Raw genomic sequence first — 23,752 nt, 5'->3', positions numbered from 1 at the left:
CCGCTTCGTTTGTGACGTAGGTCCTGTGGCCCGCCTCACCGGATCACGGCCCCGATCTCACCCCGCGTGACCGCCCGTACCCCTTTCAGGGGTGTGCCCCGGGCCACTTCCGGCCCCCGAATCGAAGGAAACCGGGGCATCGAACCCCGCTTTCCTCATGGCCCGGCGCAGGGCCCGACCCGCTCGGGGGCGCAGCTCCGGTTCGAACCGGGGTACACCCAGGGGCCCCGGCAGTACGGGGCGCCGCTGAGCGTGGAGGGTGGCCGCCGGCCGGGGCGAGCCCCCGGCCGGCCCGGGCGCGGGCCCCGCATACCCTCGTACGGTGCCGGTCCCTCCGCCTTCTGCGCCCTCCGTACCTTCTCCGCTCGCTCCCCCGTCCCCGCCTGTTCCGCTGCAACGCGTCGCCGTCCTCGTGCTCGAAGGGGCCAAGCCCCTCGACGTCGGCATCCCCGCGCAGGTGTTCACGACCCGGGCGAGCATGCCGTACGAGGTGCGGGTGTGCGGTGCGTCCCCGGGGCTCGTGACGGGCGGCGACGGACTGTCGTACGCCGTCGCCCACGGCCTGGAGGCGCTGGAGTGGGCGGACATCGTGTTCGTCCCCGGCTACCGGCACCCGGACCGCGAGGACCCGCCGCGGGCCGTCGTGGACGCGCTGATCGCCGCCCACACGCGGGGCGCGCGCCTGGCGGCCATCTCCACGGGCGCCTTCGCGCTGGCCGCGACCGGGCTGCTCGACGGCAGGCGCGCCACGACGCACTGGCACTACACGCGGGCCCTGGCGGCCAAGTGGCCGCTGGTCCGGGTGGACGAGAACGTCCTGTTCGTCGACGAGGGCCGTGTGCTCACCTCGGCGGGGGCCGCCTCCGGCATCGACCTGTGCCTGCACATCCTGCGCAGCGACCACGGGGTGGCCCTGTCCAACCATGCGGCCCGCCGCCTGGTCGCGGCGCCCTACCGCAGCGGCGGCCAGGCCCAGTACGTGCCGCGCAGCGTGCCCGAGTCCCTGGGGGAACGGTTCGCCGCGACCCGCGAGTGGGCGCTGCGGAGGCTGGGCGAGCACCTGACGCTGGAGCTGCTCGCCCGGCATGCGGGGGTCTCGCCGCGGACGTTCTCGCGGCGGTTCGCCGAGGACACCGGGTACACGCCCATGCAGTGGGTGATGCGGGCCCGGATCGACGTGGCGCGCGAGCTGCTGGAGCGTTCGGAGCGCAGTGTCGAGCAGATCGCCGCCGACGTGGGCCTGGGCACCGGCGCGAACCTGCGGATGCACTTCCAGCGGATCCTCGACACCACGCCGACGGAGTACCGGCGTACGTTCACCAAGGGCGGGTAGCCGCGGGCGGTCGGCGGGTGTTCGGCGGGGTTCGACAGGTGCTTGGCACGATCCTTTCGAACCATGGCGATCTCGCCTCTGTCACCGGCGGGCGCGGACGGGGAATCTGGGGCTGACCACGAAAGGACACCTCATGACTCGCATCGCCATCAACGGATTCGGCCGCATCGGACGCAACGTGCTGCGCGCCCTGCTCGAACGCGGAAGCGACCTTGAGGTCGTCGCCATCAACGACCTCACCGAGCCCAAGGCCCTCGCGCGGCTGCTCGCCTTCGACACCACCTCGGGCCGCCTGGGCCGTCCGGTGACCGTCGAGGGCGACACCCTCGTCGTCGACGGCCGCCGCATCAAGGTGCTCGCGGAGCGCGAGCCGGCGCAGCTGCCGTGGGCCGAACTCGGGGTGGAGATCGTGCTGGAGGCCACCGGCCGGTTCACCTCGGCCAAGGCGGCCCGTGCGCACATCGACGCCGGGGCGAAGCGGGTCCTGGTCAGCGCCCCGGCCGACGGTGCCGACGTCACGCTCGCCTACGGGGTCAACACGGACGCGTACGACCCGGACGTGCACACGATCGTCTCGAACGCCTCGTGCACCACCAACGCCCTCGCGCCGCTGGCCTCGGTCCTCGACGACCTCGCGGGCATCGAGCACGGCTTCATGACCACGGTGCACGCCTACACGCAGGAGCAGAACCTGCAGGACGGCCCGCACCGCGACCCCCGCCGGGCCCGCGCCGCCGGCGTCAACATCGTGCCGACCACGACCGGCGCCGCCAAGGCCATCGGCCTGGTCCTGCCGAACCTCGACGGGAAGCTGTCGGGCGACTCGATCCGCGTGCCGGTCCCGGTGGGTTCGATCGTCGAGCTCAACACGACCGTCGCCCGCGACGTGACCCGCGAGGACGTGCTCGCGGCCTACCGCGCGGCGGCCGAGGGCCCGCTCGCCGGGGTGCTGGAGTACTCGGACGACCCGCTGGTGTCGGCCGACATCACCGGCAACCCGGCCTCGTCGATCTTCGACTCGGAGCTGACCCGCGTCGAGGGCCGCCACATCAAGGTCGTCGCCTGGTACGACAACGAGTGGGGCTTCTCGAACCGCGTGATCGACACGCTCCAGCTGCTCGCCGGCAGCTGACCGGCGGCGGCGCGGTCCCGGACAGGGGGCCGCGCCGCACCGACGGGTCCGCCTGCGGGGCGGGTCCGCCTGCGTACGCCTACGGGCCCGTCTGCGGGTGCAGGCGGGCCCGTGGGCGGGTGCGCGCGGGCTCAGCGAGCGGCCGCGGCGGAGGCGGCCGGGACCACCTCGAAGTCGTATTCGTGCATGGCCGCCGCGAAACCGCAGACGCGGTCCCTGCCCGCGTAGCGGCCGTTGTCGAAGGCGAAGCCGGAGCCGGCCCCGGACTTCGCGTCCGCCTTCACGCGCATCCTGACCTCGGACGCGGCCCCTGCCTTCAGGCCGACGGCGAGCGTCGCGTACTCCGAGAGCGTGCCGGGCAGCGGCTTCCAGCCGCCCGCCTTCTTGTCGTACCACTGCACGCGGAGCTTCTGGTCCGCGAAGGTGCCCGCCTCGTACGAGGAGACCTCCACGTTCGCGCCGACCGCCGCCAGGGTGCGGGCGGAGGTGTTCACGGTACGGAAGGTGAACTTGGCCCAGGTGCCGGCGACGAGCCGGGACGGGAAGCCGACGAGCTCGGTGGCCGTCCGCGGCTCGGTGGTCGTCCACCGGGTGCAGGAGGCGAAGGGACCGGCCGGGGCCGGGGCGGCGGAGGCCGGGACGGCGGAGGCCAGCGCGGCGGGGGCGGCGACGGCGGTCGCGGCCAGGATCGCCAGGGTGCGGCGAAGGTTCATGCGGGTTCCCCCTGTGGATGTGCGGTCGAACAGTGCGGCGCGCGAGGTCAGCCGCGCGGCAACCGGCCGATCATATGCGCGCGTCTGTACCCCTTTGGACTCGGGTACGGGGTTCCGGCGGGGCCGCGGACGCGGCCCGGCGCGGGCCGGACGGGGTCGTGCGGCGCCTGCCCCGCCGATCCCCTAGGCTCGGCCAATGGCGAAGTATTTCGATGTGCACCCCGACAACCCCCAGCCGCGCACCATCAGGTCCATCGTGGACAGCATCCGGTCCGGCGGGCTCGTCGCGTATCCGACGGACTCCTGCTACGCGCTGGGCTGCCAGCTGGGCAACCGTGAGGGCCTGGGCCGCATCCGGTCGATCCGGAACCTCGACGACCGGCACCACTTCACCCTCATCTGCCAGAACTTCGCGCAGCTGGGCCAGTTCGTGCAGATCGACAACGACGTGTTCCGGTCCATCAAGGCGGCCACTCCGGGCAGCTACACCTTCATCCTGCCCGCGACGCGGGAAGTGCCGCGTCAGCTGCAGCACCCGAAGAAGAAGACGGTCGGTGTCCGCATCCCCGACCACGGCGTCACCCAGGCCCTCCTGGCCGAGCTGGGCGAACCGCTGCTCTCCAGCACCCTCCTGCTGCCCGACGAGGCCGAGCCGCTGACGCAGGGCTGGGAGATCAAGGAGCGGCTGGACCACGTGGTGGACGTGGTGGTGGACTCGGGCGACTGCGGCACCGAGCCCACCACCGTCATCGACTTCTCCGGCGGCACGGCCGAGGTCGTCCGGCGCGGGGCCGGGGACACCGAGCGCTTCGAGTAGCCGTACGCCGGGCCGGGGCCGGGGCCGCGTCAGAGCCGGACCCGGCCGCCGTCCTCTCGCAGGGGCCCCGGCGGCCGCTCTCCGTCCTCCGCGCCGGGCTCCCCGTCCGCCGGCGGCAGCAGTTCGGCGATGATCCCGGTGCCCAGTGCGTACGCGGGCACGCCGCCGGTGATGAGCGCGGTCTCGGCCGCGCCGATGAGCTCGGCGATGCCGGCTCCGGCGTGCAGGGCGCCCTGGGCGTGGATCCGCGCCGGGTGCTCCCGGCCGAGGACGAGCAGTTGGCCGAAGTGCACGAGCTGCTGCACCCGCGCGCCCAGCGGGTTGTCCGTCAGCACGATGTGGCGCAGGGCGGCGATCGCCTCCTCGGTCGGCAGCCGGCCGAACTCCCCGGCCAGGCGCAGCCTCTCCCGGACTCCGGCGGGCACGGTTCCGAGGGTGGCCCGGTAGCGGTCGCGTACGGCTTCGGCACGGGCGGCGGGGGTGCGGTCGGTCACGACGCCACCCGCGCGATCGCGGCGCGCACGGCCTCCTGGGCGCCCGGCGGGAAGTCCACCGCCCCGCCGATCGCCGCGGCGGCGATCTCGGCTTCGGCGCTCTCCTCGACGGCCACCACGAGGTGGGCGGCGGCGGCCGGGTCCGGGCCGAACACGAGCAGACCGTGGTTGGCCAGGAGCACCGCGGCCGTGGTGGGGCGCCGTTCCAGCACTTCGGCGATGCCGCGCACCGAGACGTCCGATCCGCGGGGGCCCCAGGGGACCACGGGGACGTCCTCGGCCTGGCCGAAGCGGAGCATCGGCTCGGTGCGGCAGGGCAGCGGGCGGTGGGCCACGGCGAAGGCCGTCGCGGCGGGCGAGTGGGTGTGGATGATCGCGCCCACGTGCGGGCGGGCCTCGTACACCACGCTGTGCATCGCGATGATCTCGGCGCTGACGGAGCGCAGTTCGCCTTCGAGGACCTGCCCGTCGAAGCCGACGGCCGCCAGCTGTCCGGGCTCCAGGCCGCGGACGAACCCCGGGGTCAGCAGCATGCGGCCGCCGTCCAGCCGGGCGCTGAGGTTGGCGTGCCCGGAGTGGGACATCACCCCGGCCGCGAAGAGGCTCTCCGCGGCTGCCACCAGCCCGTCGGCCTGCTCTTTCCGTACGTACGCGTGTGCGCTGTCGCTCATGTCGGTCTCCCGTCTCCGGTCTCCAAATGCGTGGGCGGGGGCGCTCGTTCGCCGCTGCCCGCCTGCCGACCACTCTCCGACTTGAACTAAGGTTCAAGTCAAATACCGGTGCCGCCGGGACTGCCGGAGACCAGGAGGAGCGCACCGTGCGCCGCATGACGATCGGCCGACTCGCCGAGCTGACCGGGGTGCCCGCGTCGGCCATCCGGTACTGGGAACGGCACGGGCTGCTGCCCGCGCCCGAGCGGGAGAGCGGGCAGCGGCGCTACCCGCCGGAGGCCGCCGAGCGGATCACGGTGCTGCGCAAGTGCCAGCAGGCCGGGCTGACCCTCCGGGAGATCGGGGAGTTCCAGCAGGACCAGCTGCGCCGGGAGGCGATGATCCGCGCCAAGATCACCGAGATCGAACAGCGGATGCTCGACCTCGACCACGCCCACCAGCTCCTGACCCACGCCCTGAAGTGCAGCGAGGAGGACATCGTCAGGTGCCCGAAGTTCCGCGACCAGATGGCGCAGTGGCAGCGGCCCGATCCTGCGCCCTGAGGCGGCTCGGTACGCCCCGACGGTCGGGGGTTCCCCGGTGGGCCGGATACGGCCAATTCGGCCGCCTTGGGCGCGAAGGCGCCGGTCCGGGGTTGCCGCGGCGGCGGAGGGCAGGTGCCGGAAGGGGTGTGCGGGGGCGCGGACCGGGGGTGTCACACAGGGATCGGGGGGCTGTCACACGACGGTCACACTCCCCTCTCCGTCCCGTCAAAACCGGGGGCTCCAGGGTGACTTGAAAGTGGCTGCCGGAGGGTGCGGGCGGGCCGGCCGCGTTGATCACGTGGTTCCGGTTTCACATACTGCGCTGACCGGCCGGCGGGGGCGTTGCAGGCCCCGGGCCGGGACGACCACTCGACCTCGTCCCAAGCTCCTGGGGGAGACTTGCACGCACATGTGCGCAGAGCACGCGCCTTGACCATTGCAGCGGCCGCTTCGGTGGCCCTGGTGGCAGGCATGACCGGCCCCGCGACGGCGATCGCCGCGGACGCGCCGGCCGCACCGGACCTCACACGCGCCGACGGCAGCCGGCGGATCCCGCTGGTCACCGGCGACCTGGTGGTGGTGAACGCCAGGGGCCGGATGGTGGGCTTCGAGGCGGCCGCGGGCCGCGAGCGGATACCCGTCCAGGTGCAGCGCATCGGGGACCGCACGCTCGTGGTGCCCGCCGACGCGCAGCGCCTGATCGCCGCGGGCCGGCTGGACCAGCGGCTCTTCGACCTCGCCGTGCTCACCGAGCCGCGGCTGCGCAGGAGCCACGGCGCCGGCCTCAAGCTGATCGTGCAGTACGACGGCGGTGCCGGAGCGGCGGCACGCGCCGGGCTGCGTGCGGCGGGTGACGCCGGGCTGCGGACGTTCCCGACGATCAACGCCGATGCCGTGCGCACGGCCCCCGGGGACCTGGCACGGGTCTGGGACGCGCTGACGGACCGGCAGCCGGACGGGGCGCGCTCCGCGGCGCCCGGGATCGCGAAGGTGTGGCTGGACGGAGTGCGGGCGGCGCGCCTGGACCGCAGCGTCCGGCAGATCGGCGCCGACAAGGCGTGGGCGTCCGGGTACGACGGCAAGGGCGTCAAGATCGCCGTCCTCGACACCGGCGTGGACAAGACCCACGCGGACCTGAAGACCCAGGTGGTCGGGGAGAAGAACTTCTCCTCCTCCCCCGACGCCGTGGACCGGGTCGGGCACGGCACGCACGTGGCGTCGATCGCCGTGGGCACCGGCGCCCGGTCCGGCGGCCGGTTCAAGGGGGTCGCGCCCGGGGCGAAGGTGATCAGCGGGAAGGTCCTGGACGACCAGGGGTTCGGGGACGACTCCGCCGTGATCGCGGGCATGGAGTGGGCCGCCGCCGAGGGCGCGGACGTGGTCAACCTGAGCCTGGGCAGCCCCGACGGCCCGGGCGTGGACCCGGTCGAGGCCACGGTCAACCGGCTGTCCGCGCAGAAGGGCATCCTGTTCGCCGTCGCGGCGGGCAACGAGGGCGCGGCCGGCGGCTCGACGGTCGGCTCCCCCGGCAGTGCGGACGCCGCGCTGACCGTGGGTGCGGTGGACCACGAGGACCGGCTGGCGCCGTTCTCCAGCACCGGCCCGCGGGCCGGCGACGGGGCGGTGAAGCCGGACGTGACCGCACCGGGCGTGGCCATCACCGCGGCGGCGGCCCCGGGCAGCCTCATCGACACGAAGCCGGGCGTCCCGCACCCGGCGCCGGGGTACCTGCAGATCGACGGCACCTCCATGGCCACCCCGCACGTGGCGGGCGCGGCCGCGATCCTCAAGCAGCGTCATCCGGACTGGAAGTACGCCGAGTTGAAGGGGGCGCTGACGGCGTCCGCGAAGGACGGCGGCTACGCGGCGGTGCAGCAGGGCTCGGGCCGCATCCGGGTGGACAGGGCGCTGGCGCAGACCGTGGTCGCGGAGCCGGTCTCGCTGAACTTCGGCACGGCCCGCTGGCCGCACGCCGACGACCGCCCCGTGACCCGGAAGGTGACCTACCGCAACCTCGGCGGCACCGCCGTCACCCTCGACCTGTCCGTGGCCGGCCTGGACCCGGCGGGCAAGCCCGCCCCGGCCGGGTTCTTCAGGCTGGGCGCCTCGAAGGTGACGGTGCCGGCCGGGGGCACGGCCTCGGTGGACCTCGTCGCGGACACCAGGATCGGCAGCACGGACGGCTCCTTCTCGGGCTTCGTCACCGCCACCCGCGGGGGCCAGTCGGTCCGTACGGCGGCGGTGGCCGTGCGGGAGGCGGAGTCGTACGACCTCACGGTCCGGACCCTCGGGCGGGACGGGGCCGATGCCCGGAACTTCTCCAACAGCCTGATCGGCATCGGCGGTTCCGCTGCGGGCTTCCAGGCGCGGATCGACAACGAGCCGGGCACGCACACGCTGCGCGTGCCGAAGGGCTCGTACACGTTCAACACCGCCGTCTACGTGGACCCGTCCGACTACGCCCGGGGCACCGACTGGATCGCCCAGCCGCGGCTGGACGTCACCCGCGACCTGACGGTCACCGCGGACGCCCGCACCACCAAGCCGGTGGACCTCACGGTGCCGGGCATCACCAAGGCGGACTACGCGGGCACGTACTACGAGCGGTCCGCAGGCACCGAGCGCGCCGGCAACGGCTGGGTCCTGCGGGGCTTCACCGGCTTCCGCACCGCCCACCGGGGTCCGGCCGTCATTGACGGCTCGCTCCTGCAGACCTGGGACGCGCACTTCCTCAAGGGCGCCACGGACCAGTACGCGGTGGCCTACGGAGGCAAGACGGGCCGGGTGGCGACGGGATACACCAAGCACGTGAAGGCGGCGGAGCTGGCCACGCTCAAGGTCGGCCTCGGCGCCTCCGCCCCCGGGAAGTCCGCGCTCTCCTCCCCGTTCGCCCATCTGCCGGGTGCGCCCGAGGGCAACGGCTTCTCCGCGCGCCAGGCGGCGCCGGGCACCCGCACCTTCCACGTCTCCACCTCCGACGGCGTCACCTGGCTCACCCGCTTCGACCAGCTCGGAAAGCCCGACGAGCAGGGCTTCCCGGCCTGGGAGGGCAGCCAGGAGATGCTCCGGCCGAAGCGCTACGAGGCGGGCCGGACGTACCGGGAGACCTTCAACACCGGGGTCATCGGCCCCCTGGTGGACACGGCCGCGGGCGCGGGCGTCTTCCGCACCGCCCCCGACCCGGCCACGGGCGAGCAGACGCTCGTCGGCGCCGTGCCGCTGTTCTCCGACGGCAAGGGCCACGCGGGGCGCAGCCCGTTCAGCTCGGCCACGACCACGCTCTACCGCAACGGCGTCAAGGTCGGCGCCAAGGAGGACCCGCTGTCCGGCTTCGAGTCGTTCACGGTCGACGGCACCGATGCCGAGTACCGGCTGACGGCCTCCGTGGCCCGCCCGGCGGCGCTGGCCTCGGCGTCCACCCGGATCGACGCCGCCTTCACGTTCCGCTCGAAGCAGGTCGCGGCCACCACCGCCCTGCCGGTGTCCACCGTCCGCTTCGCGGCCCCGGTCGACCTCGGCTCGCGCGCCCCGGCGGGCGCTGCGGTCCTGGTCCCCGTGACCGTGCAGGGCTCGGCGGCCGGAGGCAACCTCAAGTCGCTGACCGTTTCGGTGAGTTACGACAAGGGCCGGACCTGGCGCACCGTGCCGGTCCGGGACGGGAAGATCTCGGTCCGGAACCCGGCGAAGGACTCCTCCGTCTCGCTGGCCGCCAAGGTCACGGACAAGCAGGGCAACACTTCGACCCTGACGATCCACCACGCGTGGTACGGGAGGTGACCCCGCCCGCGTGACGAACCGCTGCCCCCGGCCCCCGGCCCCCTCCCGGAGCCGGGGGCAGCCTGCCGTGCACCCCGGGGGGCGCGCGGTGCATCCGTACCGGCGTGCGGGACCGCACGGGCGGGCGCGGAGTTGCCGGACGGGCCGGTCGGTGCTTGCTTGGACGGGGAGAGCCCCCGGTCCGCGGGGGCGCCGCGCGCCGGGAGGCCGCTGTGAGGTTCGCGCAGATCATCGACTTCGAGACCGAGCGCGCCGAGGAGATGCGCGACCTCATCCGCGCGTACGAGGAGAAGGCCCGGGCGGAGGGCCGCAAGCTCGGACCGACACGCCGCACGCTGCTGCGCGACCGGGCGAATCCGAACCGCTACCTGGCCGTGGTCGAGTTCGACTCGTACGAGGAGGCCATGGCCAACAGCGACGCGCCGGAGACGACCGAGCTGGCGCAGCGGCTGGCCGCCCTTTCGACACGGCCGCCGGCCTTCACCGACTGCGACGTGGCGGAGTCCGAGGAGCTGTAGCACCGCGTCATAGCGGGGCAATTCGTCTCATTCCTCATAAAATTCACGCAATGAGGAGTCCCCTTCCCCGCATCCGAAGGTCTTCCGCCCTCCCGGCCTGGGTGGCTGCCGCTGCCGTGGTCCTCGCGGTGCAGGCCCCCGCCCCGGCTCTCGCCCGTCCCCCGCTCGCCGCGGGCCGCCATGCCGATCCCGTCGGCGGCCCGGGGCACCGGCCGGGGCCCCTGACCGGCGAGGCCGCCGTCATCGGCGCGGAGCACGCCCGGGTGCACGCCCGGCTCCGTGCGGCCGCCCGGGGTACGCAGGCCTATCCGCAGGCCAAGCGCACGGCGAGCCTGGCCGCGCTCCGGGAGTCCCAGCTCAGGACCAACGCACCGCTGGCGGCGGCGCGGTTCGGCCGGTTCACGGAGTACTTCCAGTCCCCCGACTTCGGGGTGCACACGGCCCTGCTGCCGACCGGGAAGGTGCTCCTCTTCTCCTTCGAGCGGGTGGAGACCGACCCCACCAAGGAGACCGGTCCCACCAACACGGTCGGCGTGACCAACGCGGGCCGCGCCTACCTGTGGGACCCCGCCCGCGGGACCGGCCCGCGGGCCTTCACCGCCGTCCCCCCGCCCGTGGTCCTGGTGCCCGACGGCCGGTACGCCCCGCGCCCGGCGCCCTTCTTCTGCTCCGGGCACGCCTACCTCCCCAACGGGATGGTCGGGGTCTTCGGCGGCAACGTGGGCGGCAAGGGCGGCAGCGGGGCCCGGCTGTCGTTCGTGTTCGACCCCTGGACCGAGCACTGGTACCGCAACCGGGACATGGCCGTGGGCCGCTGGTACCCCACCGCCGTGACCGGCCCGGACGGCCGCCAGATCATCATGTCCGGCCAGTCCGAACGCGGCACGGGCACCCCCACCCCCGTCGTGGAGCGCTTCCCCGCCCTGAAGCATCCCGTGCCCTGGCGCCCGTACGACATCCCCCTCGACCTCGACGCGCAGCGCCTGCGCGTGGACGCCCCGTTCCGCAACGACTATCCGCACCTGTTCTCGCTGCGCGACGGGATGGTCTACGGGCTGGGCCGCGACGCCGACCAGCAGTGGCTGTTCGACCCGGTCAGGGAGGTGCGCACGGACCTGCCGCGGCGGCCGGCCGACTTCCGCGGGTACGGCTCGGCCGTGCCGCTGCCCGCTGCCGGCTTCCGCGGCCCGGACTCGGTCCTGGTGCTCGGCGGCGACGCGCGCGACCCCCTCACGTACCGGCTGTCCGGCGGCCGGTGGACGGCCGAGGAGCCGCGGGCCTTCGGCCGGACCCAGGACGACACGCTGATCCTGCCGGACGGCACCCTGCTGACGGTCAACGGCTCCTTGGACTCACGGGACTACGGCAACGGGCCGTTCAACCCCCGGGCCGATCCGAAGTACCGGCGGACCGAGCTGCGCGACGCCCGCGGACACTGGCGGCTGGGCCCCGCGCAGCGGCTGCCGCGCGGCTACCACTCCAACGCCCTGCTGCTGCCCGACGGCCGCATGCTGGTCACCGGGGACGAGCTCCAGCAGATCGCGAACGACCCCGACATCGCGGACGGCATGGACGGCAGCATCGAGCTGTACGAGCCCGCCTACCTGCACCGGGGACCGCGGCCGGCCCTCGACCGGGTGCCGGGCGGGGAACTCGCGTACGACACCGGGTTCGAGGTGTCGAGCGCCACCCCGGGGGAGGTCGCGCGCGCCGTGCTGCTGGCGCCGACGACCGTGACCCACTCGGTGAACACCAGTCAGCGGTACCTGGAGCTGCGGCGCACCGGGGTCCGCGGCACCGCGGTCGGGCTCCGCACCCCGCCGAGCGCGGCCGACGCCCCGCCGGGCTACTACATGCTGTTCCTGCTGAACGCGAAGGGCGTGCCCAGTACGGCGAAGTGGGTGAAGCTCGGGGTCCGCTGACCGGGCACCGGTGGCGGGGCGCCGCGGGGTGGGGTCCGCTGGGAGGATGCGCGACCGTCGCGGCCCGTGGTGGGCCGAGCTGCCGCCCGCCGCGGGCGCCGCCGTCATGGCCACCTGCATCCTCTCGGTGGGCATCCGGCAGACCGGCCACGAGGTGCCCTCCCTCGCGCTGTTCGCGCTCGCGGGCCTGGGCTGGGTGCTGCTGGCGGCCGAGTTCCTCGTCCGCCTGTTCGACAACCGGTCGCGCTGGCGCTCCGAGGCGGACACGCCGCCGGCGCTGACGGCCGTGGCCGCCACCACCATCGTGGGCGTGCGCTGCTCCCAGCTCGGCTGGACGGAGCTCGCGTACGCGCTCCTCGCGGTGGCCGCCCTGGTCTGGCCGGTGCTCCTGTTCACCGTGGTCCGCAGCTGGCACCGGCGGATGCCCGGCTCGGCCTTCCTCGTGTGCGTGGCGACCCAGGGCCCGGCGGTGCTGGCGGCGACGCTCTGCCTCGGCCGGGGCGTCCGGTGGCTGGGCACCGCGGCACTCGCCGCGTTCTGCCTGGGGCTGCTCCTGTACGTCGAGGCGCTGTTCCGCTTCGACTTCCGGCAGCTGCGCGACGGCGGCGGGGACCACTGGATCGCGGGCGGGGCGCTCGCGATCTCCGCGCTGGCCGGTTCGAGGCTCTACGCCCTGCCCTTGTGGGCCGGCACCGGACACGAAGCCCTGCGCGTCCTGACCGTGGCCCTCAACATCCTGGACCTGGCCTGGTGCGTGGTCCTGCTCACCGCCGAGACCCGCTGGCCGCGCCCCGCGTACGACATCCGCCGCTGGGCCACCGTCTTCCCGCTGGGCATGACCGCCGTGGCCTGCCTGTCCACGGCTGCGGTCACCGGGCTCGACTGGCTGCACTCGACCGGCCTGGTGCTGCTGTGGGTCGCGATCGGCCTGTGGGTGGTCACCGCCGGGGGGCTGCTGCTGTCCCTGCGGCGGCGCCGTGCCGAGCAGTCCGCCGCAGCAGTTGGCCGGTAGCCCGTACGCCGCGCGCGCCGATGCTGCACCATGGTGCGCGCCGCAGACCGGGGAGGGGACGGGCGATGGGCGAGGACGAGACGGGCGGGACGGACCGCAGACCGGAGCAGGGGCCCGACGAGGCCGCGACGCGGGAGGCCGCGGCCCTGTTGGCGGCCGGGCAGTTGCCGGGGGTGATGCGGCGGCCGGACTGGCCGGCGGAGCGCGCTGCGCTGGCCGCCGTGTTCACCGCGGCCGGGCTCGGCCCCGAGGCGCTGGCGGCCCTGGTGGCCGTGCTGGACCGGGCCGCGCTGGACGGCCGTACGGCTGCCCGGCACCGGGACGAGGTGACCGCGTACCTGCTGCGGGCCCTCTCGGGGGCGCTGGACCTGGCGCCCGCTGCCGCGGCGCCGCTGACCGCGCTGGCGTTGCGGTGGGCGTTCGCGGGGCAGGAGCAGGGACAGGAACAGTGGCAGGAACAGGGGCAGGGGGGCACGGGATTCTCAGCGGAGCCGGCCGCGGAAGCGTTCCGCCTCGTCGGGTCGGCGGACGAGGCGGTGATCACGCCCTTGGACCAGTACGCCGCCGCCGACCCCACCATGGGCTTCACTCCCCCGGGCCCCGTGGTCGATCCCGACGACGACTGGGACCGCGGTGCGGCGCCGGGCGGCGACCTTCGTGGGTGACCTCGCCAAGGGGGTGGTCGGCGGCGCCTGGACCCTGCTCGTCGGCTGGATCCTGCCGACCGCCATCAACCTGGCCGTCTTTTGTTTCGCGGTGGCGCCCAGCCTGCGGCACCTGGCCCTGATGCAGCGCCTGTGGCCGGACTCCCCGGCCAACCTGTCGCTGCTCCTGCTCGCCGCCGCCGTGCTCGCGGGCCTGGTGCTCAACGCGCTCCAGAACCCGCTGTACCGGATCCTGGAGGGCTACCTCCTGTGGCCGCGGCGGCTGTACGCCTCCCGCACGGCGCGGGCCCTGGAGGCCAAGCGCCGGCTGGCGGTCCTCGCCGCTCCCGCCGGCACCGCGACCGGCGGCGCCCCCGCTCCGGAGCGCGCCGGGGACCTCCTCCAGCGCGCGCTGGCGCACGAGCGGCTCGCCCGGTTCCCCATCCGCGAGGAGCAGGTGGGGCCGAGCCGGCTGGGCAATGCCATCCGCCGCTTCGAGGAGTACGGCCACGACCGCTACCGCCTCGACACGCAGGTGCTGTGGAACGAGCTGGCCGGGGCCGCCCCGGAAGCGGTGCGGCGGCAGGTGGAGGTGGCGCGGGCGAGCGTGGACTTCTTCGTGGCCCTGCTCTACGGGCACGTGCTGATCGCCGCGGCCGCCCTGGCCTCGCTCGCCTCCTCGCGGGCGGACGTGCTGGTGTCGGTGAGCGTGGCGACCGTGCTCGGTGCGCTCGCCCCGCTGTGGTACCGGTGCGCCGTGCAGGCCACGGACGAGTGGGCGGCCGCCGTCCGGGCCCTGGTCAACCTCGGGCGCAAGCCGCTGGCCGAGGCCCTGGGTCTCGTACTGCCCCGGGACCTGGCCGCCGAGCGCGAGATGTGGAAGCTCGTCACCCGGATGAACCGCCGTCCGTACGCGGAGGCCGCGGTGGCCGCCTTCGCGCCGTACCGGGCGGCCCCGGCCGAGGGGCCCGGCACCGGCGCGGGGGCACGGACCGACTCCCCCGGCGCGGCAGCCGGGGCAGCGGACTGACTCGCCCGGCGCCAGGCCCCGGGCATCCGACTCCCGCCGGGCCGGGCCCGACGCATCGGACTGACTCACCCGGCGCCGGTCGTGGGACCTCCCGCACGCCTCCGGCGCCGGGGCGGGAATCCGCCGTAGCGTGCCAGAGGCCCGTCCGGACCGGGACGCGGCCGCGCCGCCCGACGTTCCCTGGAGGTCGTGATGTCCAGTCCCGCCAAGCCGTACGGCACCGTCGTCAGCGCCAACGGCGTCAACCTGCGCCGGTATCCGAGCACGGACTCCTCCGTGATCGGCAACCTCGCCCACGGGGACCAGATCGGGCTGCACAGCAAGGTGCACGCCCAGATCATCGACGGCAACGCCATCTGGTACCTGCTGCGCGACGCGGACGCGTGGGTCTCCGCGCGGCACGTGGACAACACCGGAGAGGTGCCGCTGTCCAAGGACGCCGAAGACCCCGTGCCGGAAGGCTGAGCGCCGCCGGTCAGGAGGCCGGGTCCGCCGCCTCGGCCGTCCGGGTGCCCGCGGGGGCGGTCCGGGCGCGGGACCCGGCCGCACCGCGGCCGGCCAGGCGGCAGCCGAGGCAGGCCGCGTGTCCGGCCCGGGCCTGGGCGTCGCGGGTGCGCATGCCCCAGTGGGCGGTGGGCCGCGGACCGGGGGCCTTGCCCCAGCCGGCGAGGTGGAGGGCCCAGGTGAGGAGGGCCGCGCCCAGGAGGACGGCCGCGCCCAGCCAGAGGCCCGGGGTCCAGCCGCAGATGCCGAGGCCCGCGAGGGCCGCCCCGATCGTGGCGACCGCGGTGCCGGACCAGCCGGCGACGGTGTGGCCCTCGTCGTACTGGTGTTGCCTGTGCTCGCTCATGCCTGCACCCCTCTGGGAGCCGCGCCGACCTATGATGTCTTAGCTGGTGAGGAATTTATCTTACGCACTAAGGGATTTTCAATGGAGGGCACGGACCGCCCCGCCGCCTCGGCCGCGGAAGCGATCTCGGCGATGGACCACCTGATCGCGACGAGCATGGTCGGGCAGCAGGAGTTCGCCCGGAACCTGGGGCTGAGCGTGACCGACCTGATCTGCTTCGCGTACGTCCTGGAGGCCGGGGAGCAGCCCGTCACCGCCGGGGACCTCGCGGTGCGCGCCCACGTCACGACGGGCGCGGTCACGGGGATCGTGAACCGGCTGGAGCGGGGCGGGTTCGTCACCCGCCGGCCGGACCCGGCCGACCGTCGGCGGGTGCGCGTGGTCGCCGTCCCCGAGGCCGCCGACCGGGTCCGTGCGGTCTACGAGCCGTACTACGCCCGGCTGGCCGCCCTGTTCGCCGAATACTCGGCCGAGGAGGTCGCGGTCCTCGCGGACTGGTTCCGCCGCGCGGGGACCCTGGCCGCGGACCATCTCGCCGAGTCCTGCGAGACCTGACCGGGCCGGGCCCCCGGCGGCCGGACGCGGGGACGGCGGCGCGACCGCCGCGCCACCGCGTCCGGGTGCTGCAGTGCTTCGCCCGGCGGACGGCAGGCCGGGGCGGCGTCAGGACGCCGGGACCGGGAAGGGGTCGAGGTCCGGCTTGAGGACCTGGCCGGGCTTCGGTGCGGCGCCGTCCACGAGGTACGAGGTGACCAGCGCGTTCAGCGCCTTGCTGCGGCCCACCGCGCAGTGCTCGATCACGTCGACCGTCACCAGGACGGCGTTGCCGAGCTGGCGCTGCATCCGCTGCGAGAAGCGGTACTGGGTGGCCGGGTCGAAGGTGTTGCCGATGACCATGACCTTGTTCGCGGTCCGGCGGTTCCACGGGCCGGTGAACCGCTCCGCGGTCCGGGCCGGTGCCGGCCAGGTCGCGCACGCGGGGGCGTCGAAGGCCTGGTAGCGGCCGAAGGTGGGCGCGCCCCGCTCCCAGGCGCGGGCCACGAGGGCGAAGGCCTTGGGGTTCGACGGGTAGGGCTTGTCCTGGCAGTTGACGCCGAAGTACGAATCGTCCGAGGTGTACGGGGAGTCCGCGGGGGCCTCCCGCAGAGCGGTCGGGACGACCTTGGCCAGCCGGTCCGCGGCCGCCGGGGCGAACCGGCCGCCGGCGAGCCCCTGCTGAGGGTTGATCACCTGGTGCAGCGCCTGGAGCGAGACGGCCAGCGGGGCCAGACGGGTCTGCGCGTACAGGGCGTTGGCCACCTGGCTGGTGAAGCTGCTCAGGGTCACCACCTGGCCGCTCGGCAGGGTCACCGGCGCGGTGCGCAGGTGGTCGCGGATCGCGTCGAACTTCGCGCGGGTGTCCCCCTCGGCGAAGGCGCAGCGCGGGGTGCCTGCGGCCTTGCAGCGCTTGAGGAACTCGCCGAGCGCGAGCTCGAAGCCGCCGGTGGCGCGCTGGCGGTCGTACTCCAGGCCGTTGTGCAGGCGCAGGTTCGGGTCCACGTTGCCGTCGATGATGACCGCGCGCACCTTGTCCGGGTACATGTTGGCGTAGGTGGCGCCGATGAGGGTGCCGTACGAGAACCCGGCGAAGGTCAGCTGCTCGTCCCCGACGGCCTGGCGCATCCGGTCGAGGTCGCGGACGACGTTCATGGTGGACATGTGCCGGATGAGCGGGCCGGCGTTGCGCGCGCAGGCGTCCGTGTAGTCGCGGGTGGCGGCGAGGGTGCCGTCCACTTCGGCGCGGGTGACGGGCACCGCGGTGGTCCGGTTGAAGACCGCCTCGGCTTCCTCGTCGGTCTTGAAGCAGCGCAGCGGGTTGCTGCGGGCGACCCCGCGGGGGTCGAAGCCGATCAGGTCGAAGTGTTCGGTGACGCGGGGCTCGAACCGGGCCGTGGTGGCCCACAGGTAGCCGCTGCCGCCGGGGCCGCCGGGGTTCAGGAAGAGCGATCCGATGCGCTTGGCCGGGTCGCCGGCCCGCCGCCGCATCATGGCGATGCCGATCTTCTCACCGGACGGGTTCGCGTAGTCCAGCGGCACCGGGTAGACGGCGCAGTCGTAGATCTTGGGATCGGGCTTGGACTCGTCCGGGTTGCAGGGCGTCCATTCCACGGGATCGACCTGCCCGCCGGCGGTGGCCGGGGCGGTCGCTGCGGTGGTCGTGGCTCCGGCGGCCGCGGTGGGCGCCGCCGAGGCCGAGACGGCAGCGCCGGAGACCAGGGCCAGGGCGCTGGTGAGCGCCATCGCCAGAGTGGATATGCGAGACAAGGAACCTCCTTCGGCTGGCCAAACCCGGTCAGCATGGCACCAGTTGGGGAGGCCGTAAAGATCGCGGCCCTTCGGCCCGGCCGGCGGTCGAGGACCGGGGTCCGGGGCGGAGCCCGCGTGTTTCCGCCCCGCCGGCGTTTGAGGCGCGGGATCCTGGGCGGAGCCCCGGAAGACGGGGGCGACACGCCGGGTGCGGGGGCTTTCCTGTGCGCCGACCGGCCCCCGGCCACGCGTGCCGTCGCCCCGGGGCACCGGGCCGGCTGCTACTGGTCTGGGCAGGCGGTGCGGCAGGACTGCACCGACCGCCGCACCGCCGCAGCACCCCGCACCCCACACCGGGAGACACCCGTGCCCACCCGCGCCTCCGTACGCCGTTTCCGCGCCGGCCTGTCCGCCGCCGCCCTGACCGCCGCCGCACTCGGCGGGCTGCTCGCGCCCGCGCAGGCGGTCGGTGCGGGCCCGGACCCCGCCGGCGGACGCCCGTCCCACGACGAGCGCCTGCAGCGGCAGCTCGAACGGCTCGTCGCCCAGGAGGACGGTCCGCCGGGGGCGATCGCGGTCCTCACCCGGGGCCACCGGACGCAGGTCTACACCGCCGGCGTCGGGGACATCGCCACCGGCCGCCCGCCGCAGCTCGACGACCACATGCGCATCGCCAGCATCGCCAAGGCGTTCAGCGGGGCCGTCGCCCTCCGGCTCGTCGACCGGGGGCTGCTGTCCCTCGACTCCACCATCGGCGAGGTGCTGCCCGCCCAGCCGCCCGCCTGGCACGCGGTGACCCTGCGCCAGCTGCTCCAGCACACCAGCGGCCTGCCCGACTACTCGGCGGCCCCCGCGTTCCTGGACCTCCTCCGGGCCGACCCCCGCCACGTCTTCGACTCGCGCACCCTGCTCGACTTCGTCGCGAACGAGCCGCTGCTGTTCCGCCCCGGCACGCTGTACCAGTACTCCAACTCCGACAACATCGCCGTGGCCCTCATGGCGGAGGCGGCCACCGGCCGCCGCTACGAGGACCTCCTCAAGGCACTCGTGTACCGGCCGCTCGGCCTGCGTCGGACCAGCCTGCCCCAGGGCCACCTGCTCCCCCGCCCGTTCCTGCACGGCTACGACATCAGCCCGCCCGCGCCGGCCGAGGACGTCAGCGAGGTGGTGGGCACCTCCGGGGTCTGGGCCTCCGGCGGCATCGTCTCCACACCCCGGGAACTGGGCACCTTCATCCGCGCGTACGGCGGTCCCGCCCTGCTCTCCGAGGAGACCCGCAAGGAGCAGCTCGCCTTCCGGCCCGGCGACTCCTCCGAACCGGCCGGCCCGGGCACCAACGCGGCCGGGCTCGCGCTCTTCCGCTACACGACCCGCTGCGGGGTGCTCCACGGCCACACCGGCAACACCCTCGGCTACACGCAGCTCGCCGCCGCCAACCCCGACGGCACCCGGTCCCTCACGTTCACCATCAACACCCAGACCAGCAAGAGCAACAAGCCCGCCCTGCTCGCCCGGCTGCGCACCGTCCAGGAGGACTTCGCCTGCGCCCTCCTCAAGGACCGCTGAGCGGCGGGCGGGACGGCTCCCGGTTCTCCCCCGCCGCCGCGCGGGGGAGCAGCCGCGCGGGAACCCGTCCGCGCGGGAACCCGTCCGCGCGCGGCAACCGGCCCGCGCCGGACGGCGTCCCCGAGAGCGTCCGCAAGATCGACCCACGGGGAGGAACCGCCCATGACCAGCACGGCCGCCCGCTACCTCTACCTGACCCGCCACGCCGAGGCGCTGCCGGACGAGAGCGGGCTGACGGAAGCGGGCCGGCGCCAGGCCGCCCTGCTCGGGGAGCGCCTCCGCGGGGTCCCGCTCACGGCGGTCCACCACGGTCCGCTCGCCCGCGCCCGGCAGACGGCGCACCTGATCCGCGAGCAGCTCGACGGGGTCCCGCTGCGCCCCTCCGAGGAGGCCGGGGACTACCTCCCGTACCTGCCGGCGCGCGCGGAGCTGCCCCCGGACACGGCGGACGCCATGCTCGCCTTCCTGGACGGGTTCTCGGACGAGGAGCGCGAGCAGGGGCCCGGGCTCGCCGCCACAGCGCTCGCGGAGTTCACGGGTCCGGTGCCCGGCGACGAGCCGCGCCACGAACTCCTCGTCACCCACAACTTCCTGGCCGGCTGGCTGATCCGGGCCGCCCTCGACGCCCCGAGGTGGCGCTGGATGGGCATCAACCACGCCAACGCGGCCCTGACCGTGATCCGTTACGCACCCGGCCGCCCCCCGGCGGTCCTGCTCTTCAACGACTCCGGCCACCTTCCGGCGGAGCTGCGCTGGACCGGCTTCCCGCCGGAGCTCCACGTCTGAGGGGCGGGGGCGGCCCGGCTCGTGCCGGGGGGCGGTGTCACGGAGCGAGGGCGGCCGGCTCGTTCAGGTGGGCGGCCGCCGTGCGCCACGCGCCGGTCACCGCGGTCCGCGCCCGCGCGGTGCGGGCCGCGTGGTCGCCGGTGAGGTGCAGCGGGGCCCCCACGTGCACGTGCAGGTCCGGGCGGCGCAGGGGGGCGGTGACCAGGCCCGCGAGCTGCTTCGCCACGCTGCCGGAGGTGATGCGCCGGGCTCCCGCCTGTCCCACCGGGACGACGGGTGCGCCGGTCCGACCGGCGAGCCGGGCGAGGCCGCTGCGGAAGCCGCCGGGCGCCGCCTCGGCCGCGTCGCTGCGGGCGGGCAGGCCGCCCTCGGCGTAGATGAGGACCAGCCTGCCCCGGCCGAGGGCTTCGGCAGCGGTGTCGAGGGCGTCCGCCGCCCGGCGGTCGCCGCGGAATACCGGGATGTGGCCCCCTCGGGTCAGGGCGGCCCCCAGGCCCGGGATGCGCCACAGTCCGGCGGCCGCCATCACCACCGGTACGGCTCCCAGGCGGTGCAGCGCCGCCAGCACGATGGCGGGGTCCGCGAGCGAGGTGTGGTTCGCCGCGATGATGCTGCCGGGGGCGAACGTGGTGCCCGCATCGGTGTCGGTGGTCACCGACAGGCGCCCGAACGCGGGCAGCAGGCTGCCGGAGAGGCTGCTGAGCATGGGACGGAACTCCCGGTCTTGACGATGTCTGCCTCCATCGTCTTCGGCCGGTGCGCGCGCCCGCGTGAGTCGGGGTACTCATCCGCACCCGGGTAGTCGAACCCGACCTGGGCTTCCCGATCGTGCCGCCCCCGGGCGGGCGTGTCCCGCGTCACATCCGGTTGACCTCAAGTCCGCTTGAGGTCCGAACCTGGGGCCATGACTTCTCCACTGCGCATCGCACTCGTCATCGGCAGCACCCGCGAGGGCCGTTTCGGACCGAAGGTCGCCGCCTGGTTCCAGTCCTTCACCGCGGGCCGGGCCGATGTCGAGCTCGACGTCATCGACCTGGCCGACGCCGACCTGCCGGCCCACTGGACCCACGATCCGTCCCCGCAGACCCGGGAGTTCGTGCAGCGCCTCGCCGCGGCGGACGCGTACGTGGTCCTCACCCCCGAGTACAACCACTCCTTCCCCGCCTCGCTCAAGCAGGCCATCGACATCGCCGGACGGGTCTGGACCCGCAAGCCGGTCGGCTTCGTCTCGTACGGCGGGCTCTCGGGCGGCCTGCGCGCCGTGGAGCAACTACGCCTCGTCTTCGCAGAGTTGCACGCGGCCACCATCCGCGAGACCGTCAGCTTCCACCAGTTCCCGTTCGACGCGGCCGGTGCGCCCCTCGACGCGGGCGGGGCCGAGAAGGCGGCCGGGACCATGCTCGACGACCTCGTCTGGTGGGGCGGGGCGCTGCTCGCCGCGCGGCGGCGGGACGAGGGGTGGACCGAGGCGGCGTAGCAGGGCGTCCGCGCCTCGGCCGGTACGGCCCGGACCCGCCGGGCCGTACCGGAGTCCCCCGTGGAACGGGTTCACTTGCAGCGAGGGGTGTCGTCCCCGCTGGTGACCTTGATGTAGCTGCTGATCACGTACCCGCTCACCCCGGTCGCGGTGTTCCTGGCGTGGAACCACTTGGTGCCGCTCTCGTGGTAATTGGTGTACGTGTAGCAGTTGACCACGACCTTCTGGCCGTACTGCCCCTGCCCGTTCACGGAACCGCTCGTGCTCGGGTAGGAACGCATGTTGACCCCGCTCCCGGTGAAGTACCCCTTGGTCTCCGCCAGGGCGACGGCAGCCGACGGCTCCGGCACTGCCGCCGCCCGGCCGACCGCCGGCACGGCCACGACGCACGCGGCGGCGAGGGCGGCCGCGGAGACGATGCGCTTGATCCTCATGGTTTCCGTCTCTCCTCTTCCTAGAACCAGTAGCTGTGGTTGTCGTAACTCGGGCTCTTCAGGACCACCTGGTCCCCGTAGCCCCCGCCCTTCTGCGAGACGCACAGGGAGCCGTGCGCCGTCGGGCAGATGGTGTAGTTGAGCTGGCCCGTCGGCCGGAAGACGTTGAAGCGCTGGTTGGCGCGGCCGTTGCACGACCACATGATCAGGCCCACGCCGGTGGAGTAGTTGGCGGAGGGCACGTCCATGCACAGCCCGGCGTTGTACTTCGGGTGGAAGTACCAGCCGCCCTCGCTCGCCCGCTCGAGACACCACTGCTCGTTCGTGTGGGGGGAGCTGCTCCCCTCGTACCAGGTGATGACCTTGGCCCCCTGGCCCCCGGACCCCTGCACGTTCAGGTAGTTGCGGCCCGAGGTGTTCTGGTAGACGTTCGCCGTCCACCCGTTGGGGCAGCTGTGGTTGGCCGCGGCCGCCGGGCCGGCGGTGACGAGGCCCGTCCCGCCCGCCACGGACAGGGCCGCGAGGGCGGGCAGCAGCCACCTGAACACCCTGCTTCCGGTTCGGATCATGTGTGCGTACTCCTCAGACGTAGAAGCGCTTGAGCGGAACACAGGTGTCGGCCTGGCCGACCTTGCAGACGTAGAGCTGCACGTCGCGCACGTCGTAGCCCTTGCCGACCTTGGGCAGGGCCGAGTTGAACGTCCGGGTCTTGTCGAGCCACCGGCTGCCGTCCCACTTCCAGTACGTGGCGTAGAGCGCCACGTCCCTGCCGTCGTCGAGACAGCCGTCGGCGACGGTCATGTCCCACTTGGTGCGGAACAGCGGGTGCCCCAAGGCGTCGCCGGTGTACTCCCAGTGGTAGAAGCCGACGGCCGTCCCGCACTTGCCGGCCAGTTCGGCGCCGTGCCAGCCGCCGTCCCATTCGGCATGGGCCACCGACGGCAGGGCCAGGACGAGGGCGGCCGCTGCGGCGGCGGCCGCTGCCGTCTTCATGCGCAGAGCCATGGGTCCTCTCCGCCTCAGCTGCTGGCCCTGTTGGTGCAGTCCGCACTGCCGCCGCAGAAGGTCACGTCCCAGTGGTCGTTGTTCTGGTTCTGGTTCTCGCGGACGTAGACGTTGCCCGCGGAGGAGCGGTACCGCGGATCGTCCCCGCGGTTGGAGATGCGAGTGAAGTTGCCGGTGATGTAGTTGGTGAGGCAGGTGGTGGGACTGAAGTCGATCTTGTAGCCGTTCTCGTGGCTGTACGTGCCGCGGCTGTGCCCCACCTCGGTGCCGCCGGTGATGGTCAGCGCACACCGGTTGGCGTTGCGCAGGACGATGGCGTCGCTGATGCTCGCCGCGTTGATCTGTTCCAGCGAGGTGCAGTTGGGCCGGGTGCGGTCGCTGCATCCGCCGCTGGAGTGGAGCGTGAACCCGCCGTTGGCCCTGAGCTTGCTCACGGCGGTGGCGTGGCTGAGCTTCGCCGGGGCGGCGCTCGCGGCGCCGGGGGCGGCGATGAACGCGCCCAGGGCGAGGGTTCCTGCGAAGGCGGCGAGCAGACTGCTGCGGACTCGGGTGCGCATGGCGATCGATCTCCCTTTCGGGGTCGGGTGGACTGTGCCGGTGCGGGCCCTGGGGCCCTGCCTTCCGGCGTGGGCCCCACTTCAGCAGCCGCGGCGGCGCCGGGCACAGGGCGAACAGGACAGCCGTCCGGTAGCGGACCGTCCGGCGGGGGCCCCCCCCCTGTGTGGGGAGGAACGAAGGGACTCGGGCCCGGGGGGGGAAAG

General features: G+C 74.1%; 25 protein-coding genes. 15 read left to right on the top strand and 10 right to left on the bottom strand.

Annotated elements, in window-relative coordinates; genetic code table 11:
• Positions 1–391 precede the first annotated feature (391 nt).
• Both ACZ407_RS34510 and gap read left to right on the top strand, forming a co-directional pair.
• Entirely contained in the window at positions 392–1,333 is a 942-nt protein-coding gene (locus tag ACZ407_RS34510) for a GlxA family transcriptional regulator (protein ID WP_468135428.1), read from the top strand.
• A gap of 133 nt (positions 1,334–1,466) precedes the next feature.
• Positions 1,467–2,465: a type I glyceraldehyde-3-phosphate dehydrogenase gene (gap, locus tag ACZ407_RS34505; RefSeq protein ID WP_468135424.1), complete on the top strand. Its 999-nt coding sequence runs from the start codon at positions 1,467–1,469 to the stop codon at positions 2,463–2,465.
• Between the two features lie 131 nt (positions 2,466–2,596).
• On the opposite strand, the gene ACZ407_RS34500 is transcribed toward gap, so the two are convergent.
• Complete coding sequence (locus ACZ407_RS34500) at positions 2,597–3,178, bottom strand: hypothetical protein (protein WP_468135422.1); 582 nt, start codon at positions 3,176–3,178, stop codon at positions 2,597–2,599.
• A gap of 196 nt (positions 3,179–3,374) precedes the next feature.
• Here ACZ407_RS34500 and ACZ407_RS34495 point away from each other — a divergent pair, with 196 nt between their 5' ends.
• Positions 3,375–3,995, top strand: a complete 621-nt coding sequence (locus ACZ407_RS34495) for an L-threonylcarbamoyladenylate synthase (RefSeq protein WP_468135420.1) — start codon at positions 3,375–3,377, stop codon at positions 3,993–3,995.
• A gap of 29 nt (positions 3,996–4,024) precedes the next feature.
• Here the strand turns inward: ACZ407_RS34495 and ACZ407_RS34490 are convergent, their stop codons facing one another.
• Together ACZ407_RS34490 and ACZ407_RS34485 are read right to left on the bottom strand one after the other, a co-directional pair.
• Positions 4,025–4,489 (bottom strand): carboxymuconolactone decarboxylase family protein, encoded by a 465-nt coding sequence (locus ACZ407_RS34490; RefSeq protein ID WP_468135418.1) that lies wholly within the window; start codon positions 4,487–4,489, stop codon positions 4,025–4,027.
• Complete coding sequence (locus ACZ407_RS34485) at positions 4,486–5,160, bottom strand: class II aldolase/adducin family protein (RefSeq protein WP_468135416.1); 675 nt, start codon at positions 5,158–5,160, stop codon at positions 4,486–4,488. Before ACZ407_RS34485 ends, ACZ407_RS34490 begins: the two co-directional genes overlap by 4 nt.
• A 155-nt stretch (positions 5,161–5,315) precedes the next feature.
• On the opposite strand from ACZ407_RS34485, the gene ACZ407_RS34480 reads away from it, so the two are divergent.
• The 8 genes from ACZ407_RS34480 to ACZ407_RS34445 all read left to right on the top strand — a co-directional run bounded on the left by ACZ407_RS34480 (position 5,316) and on the right by ACZ407_RS34445 (position 15,052).
• On the top strand, positions 5,316–5,702 hold the full coding sequence (locus ACZ407_RS34480) for a MerR family transcriptional regulator (RefSeq protein ID WP_468135414.1): 387 nt from the start codon (positions 5,316–5,318) through the stop codon (positions 5,700–5,702).
• 453 nt (positions 5,703–6,155) lie between these two features.
• Entirely contained in the window at positions 6,156–9,461 is a 3,306-nt protein-coding gene (locus tag ACZ407_RS34475) for a S8 family peptidase (protein ID WP_468135426.1), read from the top strand.
• 212 nt (positions 9,462–9,673) lie between these two features.
• The gene (locus ACZ407_RS34470; RefSeq protein WP_468135412.1) at positions 9,674–9,979 is read left to right on the top strand and encodes a hypothetical protein; all 306 of its coding nucleotides are present in this window, start codon (positions 9,674–9,676) and stop codon (positions 9,977–9,979) included.
• 50 nt (positions 9,980–10,029) lie between these two features.
• Positions 10,030–11,901 (top strand): glyoxal oxidase, encoded by a 1,872-nt coding sequence (locus ACZ407_RS34465; protein WP_468135410.1) that lies wholly within the window; start codon positions 10,030–10,032, stop codon positions 11,899–11,901.
• A gap of 46 nt (positions 11,902–11,947) precedes the next feature.
• Positions 11,948–12,913: a tellurite resistance/C4-dicarboxylate transporter family protein gene (locus ACZ407_RS34460; protein ID WP_468135408.1), complete on the top strand. Its 966-nt coding sequence runs from the start codon at positions 11,948–11,950 to the stop codon at positions 12,911–12,913.
• A gap of 65 nt (positions 12,914–12,978) precedes the next feature.
• Positions 12,979–13,578, top strand: a complete 600-nt coding sequence (locus ACZ407_RS34455) for a hypothetical protein (protein WP_468135406.1) — start codon at positions 12,979–12,981, stop codon at positions 13,576–13,578.
• A complete protein-coding gene (locus ACZ407_RS34450; protein WP_468135404.1) occupies positions 13,571–14,587 on the top strand; it encodes a hypothetical protein in 1,017 nt (338 codons plus the stop codon). Before ACZ407_RS34455 ends, ACZ407_RS34450 begins: the two co-directional genes overlap by 8 nt.
• A gap of 192 nt (positions 14,588–14,779) precedes the next feature.
• Entirely contained in the window at positions 14,780–15,052 is a 273-nt protein-coding gene (locus ACZ407_RS34445; RefSeq protein WP_468135402.1) for an SH3 domain-containing protein, read from the top strand.
• A 10-nt stretch (positions 15,053–15,062) separates the two neighbouring features.
• On the opposite strand, the gene ACZ407_RS34440 is transcribed toward ACZ407_RS34445, so the two are convergent.
• Positions 15,063–15,437 carry an HGxxPAAW family protein gene (locus ACZ407_RS34440; RefSeq protein WP_468135400.1) on the bottom strand — a complete coding sequence of 125 codons (375 nt, stop codon included), beginning with the start codon at positions 15,435–15,437 and terminating at the stop codon, positions 15,063–15,065.
• 81 nt (positions 15,438–15,518) lie between these two features.
• On the opposite strand from ACZ407_RS34440, the gene ACZ407_RS34435 reads away from it, so the two are divergent.
• Positions 15,519–15,992, top strand: coding sequence for a MarR family winged helix-turn-helix transcriptional regulator (locus ACZ407_RS34435; RefSeq protein WP_468135398.1), 474 nt, complete (start codon positions 15,519–15,521; stop codon positions 15,990–15,992).
• Between the two features lie 108 nt (positions 15,993–16,100).
• Here ACZ407_RS34435 and ACZ407_RS34430 read toward each other — a convergent pair whose 3' ends face one another.
• Positions 16,101–17,741: an alpha/beta hydrolase gene (locus ACZ407_RS34430; RefSeq protein WP_468135396.1), complete on the bottom strand. Its 1,641-nt coding sequence runs from the start codon at positions 17,739–17,741 to the stop codon at positions 16,101–16,103.
• A 348-nt stretch (positions 17,742–18,089) separates the two neighbouring features.
• Between ACZ407_RS34430 and ACZ407_RS34425 the strand changes: the two genes are divergently transcribed.
• Both ACZ407_RS34425 and ACZ407_RS34420 read left to right on the top strand, forming a co-directional pair.
• Positions 18,090–19,289 carry a serine hydrolase domain-containing protein gene (locus ACZ407_RS34425; protein ID WP_468135394.1) on the top strand — a complete coding sequence of 400 codons (1,200 nt, stop codon included), beginning with the start codon at positions 18,090–18,092 and terminating at the stop codon, positions 19,287–19,289.
• A 162-nt stretch (positions 19,290–19,451) separates the two neighbouring features.
• Complete coding sequence (locus ACZ407_RS34420; RefSeq protein ID WP_468135392.1) at positions 19,452–20,075, top strand: histidine phosphatase family protein; 624 nt, start codon at positions 19,452–19,454, stop codon at positions 20,073–20,075.
• A 37-nt stretch (positions 20,076–20,112) separates the two neighbouring features.
• Here the strand turns inward: ACZ407_RS34420 and ACZ407_RS34415 are convergent, their stop codons facing one another.
• Complete coding sequence (locus ACZ407_RS34415; protein ID WP_468135390.1) at positions 20,113–20,781, bottom strand: lysophospholipid acyltransferase family protein; 669 nt, start codon at positions 20,779–20,781, stop codon at positions 20,113–20,115.
• Positions 20,782–20,979: 198 nt separating this feature from the next.
• Between ACZ407_RS34415 and ACZ407_RS34410 the strand changes: the two genes are divergently transcribed.
• A complete protein-coding gene (locus ACZ407_RS34410; protein ID WP_468135388.1) occupies positions 20,980–21,552 on the top strand; it encodes an NADPH-dependent FMN reductase in 573 nt (190 codons plus the stop codon).
• Between the two features lie 71 nt (positions 21,553–21,623).
• Here ACZ407_RS34410 and ACZ407_RS34405 read toward each other — a convergent pair whose 3' ends face one another.
• Genes ACZ407_RS34405 through ACZ407_RS34390 form a run of 4 tightly spaced genes read right to left on the bottom strand, consistent with a single transcriptional unit; the run spans position 21,624 to position 23,548 of the window.
• Positions 21,624–21,986, bottom strand: a complete 363-nt coding sequence (locus ACZ407_RS34405) for an SH3 domain-containing protein (RefSeq protein WP_468135386.1) — start codon at positions 21,984–21,986, stop codon at positions 21,624–21,626.
• Between the two features lie 20 nt (positions 21,987–22,006).
• Entirely contained in the window at positions 22,007–22,555 is a 549-nt protein-coding gene (locus ACZ407_RS34400; protein WP_468135384.1) for an RICIN domain-containing protein, read from the bottom strand.
• A 13-nt stretch (positions 22,556–22,568) separates the two neighbouring features.
• Positions 22,569–22,991, bottom strand: a complete 423-nt coding sequence (locus ACZ407_RS34395; RefSeq protein WP_468135382.1) for a hypothetical protein — start codon at positions 22,989–22,991, stop codon at positions 22,569–22,571.
• A 14-nt stretch (positions 22,992–23,005) separates the two neighbouring features.
• Positions 23,006–23,548, bottom strand: coding sequence for a hypothetical protein (locus ACZ407_RS34390; RefSeq protein ID WP_468135380.1), 543 nt, complete (start codon positions 23,546–23,548; stop codon positions 23,006–23,008).
• Positions 23,549–23,752 lie beyond the last annotated feature (204 nt).

This window comes from Streptomyces sp. NPDC030809, assembly GCF_055572195.1.
Note: the sequence above shows the minus strand (reverse complement) of the source record. Positions and strands in the feature narration are given on the sequence as shown.

What these genes read in the sequence shown, in the direction of transcription:
- ACZ407_RS34455 (WP_468135406.1), top strand. Translation starts at nt 12,979, where the DNA reads ATGGGCGAGGACGAGACGGGCGGGACGGACCGCAGACCGGAGCAGGGG.
- ACZ407_RS34410 (WP_468135388.1), top strand. Translation starts at nt 20,980, where the DNA reads ATGACTTCTCCACTGCGCATCGCACTCGTCATCGGCAGCACCCGCGAG.
- ACZ407_RS34415 (WP_468135390.1), bottom strand. Translation starts at nt 20,781, where the DNA reads ATGCTCAGCAGCCTCTCCGGCAGCCTGCTGCCCGCGTTCGGGCGCCTG.
- ACZ407_RS34480 (WP_468135414.1), top strand. Translation starts at nt 5,316, where the DNA reads ATGACGATCGGCCGACTCGCCGAGCTGACCGGGGTGCCCGCGTCGGCC.
- ACZ407_RS34500 (WP_468135422.1), bottom strand. Translation starts at nt 3,178, where the DNA reads ATGAACCTTCGCCGCACCCTGGCGATCCTGGCCGCGACCGCCGTCGCC.
- ACZ407_RS34475 (WP_468135426.1), top strand. Translation starts at nt 6,156, where the DNA reads ATGACCGGCCCCGCGACGGCGATCGCCGCGGACGCGCCGGCCGCACCG.
- ACZ407_RS34405 (WP_468135386.1), bottom strand. Translation starts at nt 21,986, where the DNA reads ATGAGGATCAAGCGCATCGTCTCCGCGGCCGCCCTCGCCGCCGCGTGC.
- ACZ407_RS34445 (WP_468135402.1), top strand. Translation starts at nt 14,780, where the DNA reads ATGTCCAGTCCCGCCAAGCCGTACGGCACCGTCGTCAGCGCCAACGGC.
- ACZ407_RS34435 (WP_468135398.1), top strand. Translation starts at nt 15,519, where the DNA reads ATGGAGGGCACGGACCGCCCCGCCGCCTCGGCCGCGGAAGCGATCTCG.
- ACZ407_RS34495 (WP_468135420.1), top strand. Translation starts at nt 3,375, where the DNA reads ATGGCGAAGTATTTCGATGTGCACCCCGACAACCCCCAGCCGCGCACC.
- ACZ407_RS34485 (WP_468135416.1), bottom strand. Translation starts at nt 5,160, where the DNA reads ATGAGCGACAGCGCACACGCGTACGTACGGAAAGAGCAGGCCGACGGG.
- ACZ407_RS34420 (WP_468135392.1), top strand. Translation starts at nt 19,452, where the DNA reads ATGACCAGCACGGCCGCCCGCTACCTCTACCTGACCCGCCACGCCGAG.
- gap (WP_468135424.1), top strand. Translation starts at nt 1,467, where the DNA reads ATGACTCGCATCGCCATCAACGGATTCGGCCGCATCGGACGCAACGTG.
- ACZ407_RS34465 (WP_468135410.1), top strand. Translation starts at nt 10,030, where the DNA reads ATGAGGAGTCCCCTTCCCCGCATCCGAAGGTCTTCCGCCCTCCCGGCC.
- ACZ407_RS34440 (WP_468135400.1), bottom strand. Translation starts at nt 15,437, where the DNA reads ATGAGCGAGCACAGGCAACACCAGTACGACGAGGGCCACACCGTCGCC.
- ACZ407_RS34400 (WP_468135384.1), bottom strand. Translation starts at nt 22,555, where the DNA reads ATGATCCGAACCGGAAGCAGGGTGTTCAGGTGGCTGCTGCCCGCCCTC.
- ACZ407_RS34460 (WP_468135408.1), top strand. Translation starts at nt 11,948, where the DNA reads ATGCGCGACCGTCGCGGCCCGTGGTGGGCCGAGCTGCCGCCCGCCGCG.
- ACZ407_RS34390 (WP_468135380.1), bottom strand. Translation starts at nt 23,548, where the DNA reads ATGCGCACCCGAGTCCGCAGCAGTCTGCTCGCCGCCTTCGCAGGAACC.
- ACZ407_RS34395 (WP_468135382.1), bottom strand. Translation starts at nt 22,991, where the DNA reads ATGGCTCTGCGCATGAAGACGGCAGCGGCCGCCGCCGCAGCGGCCGCC.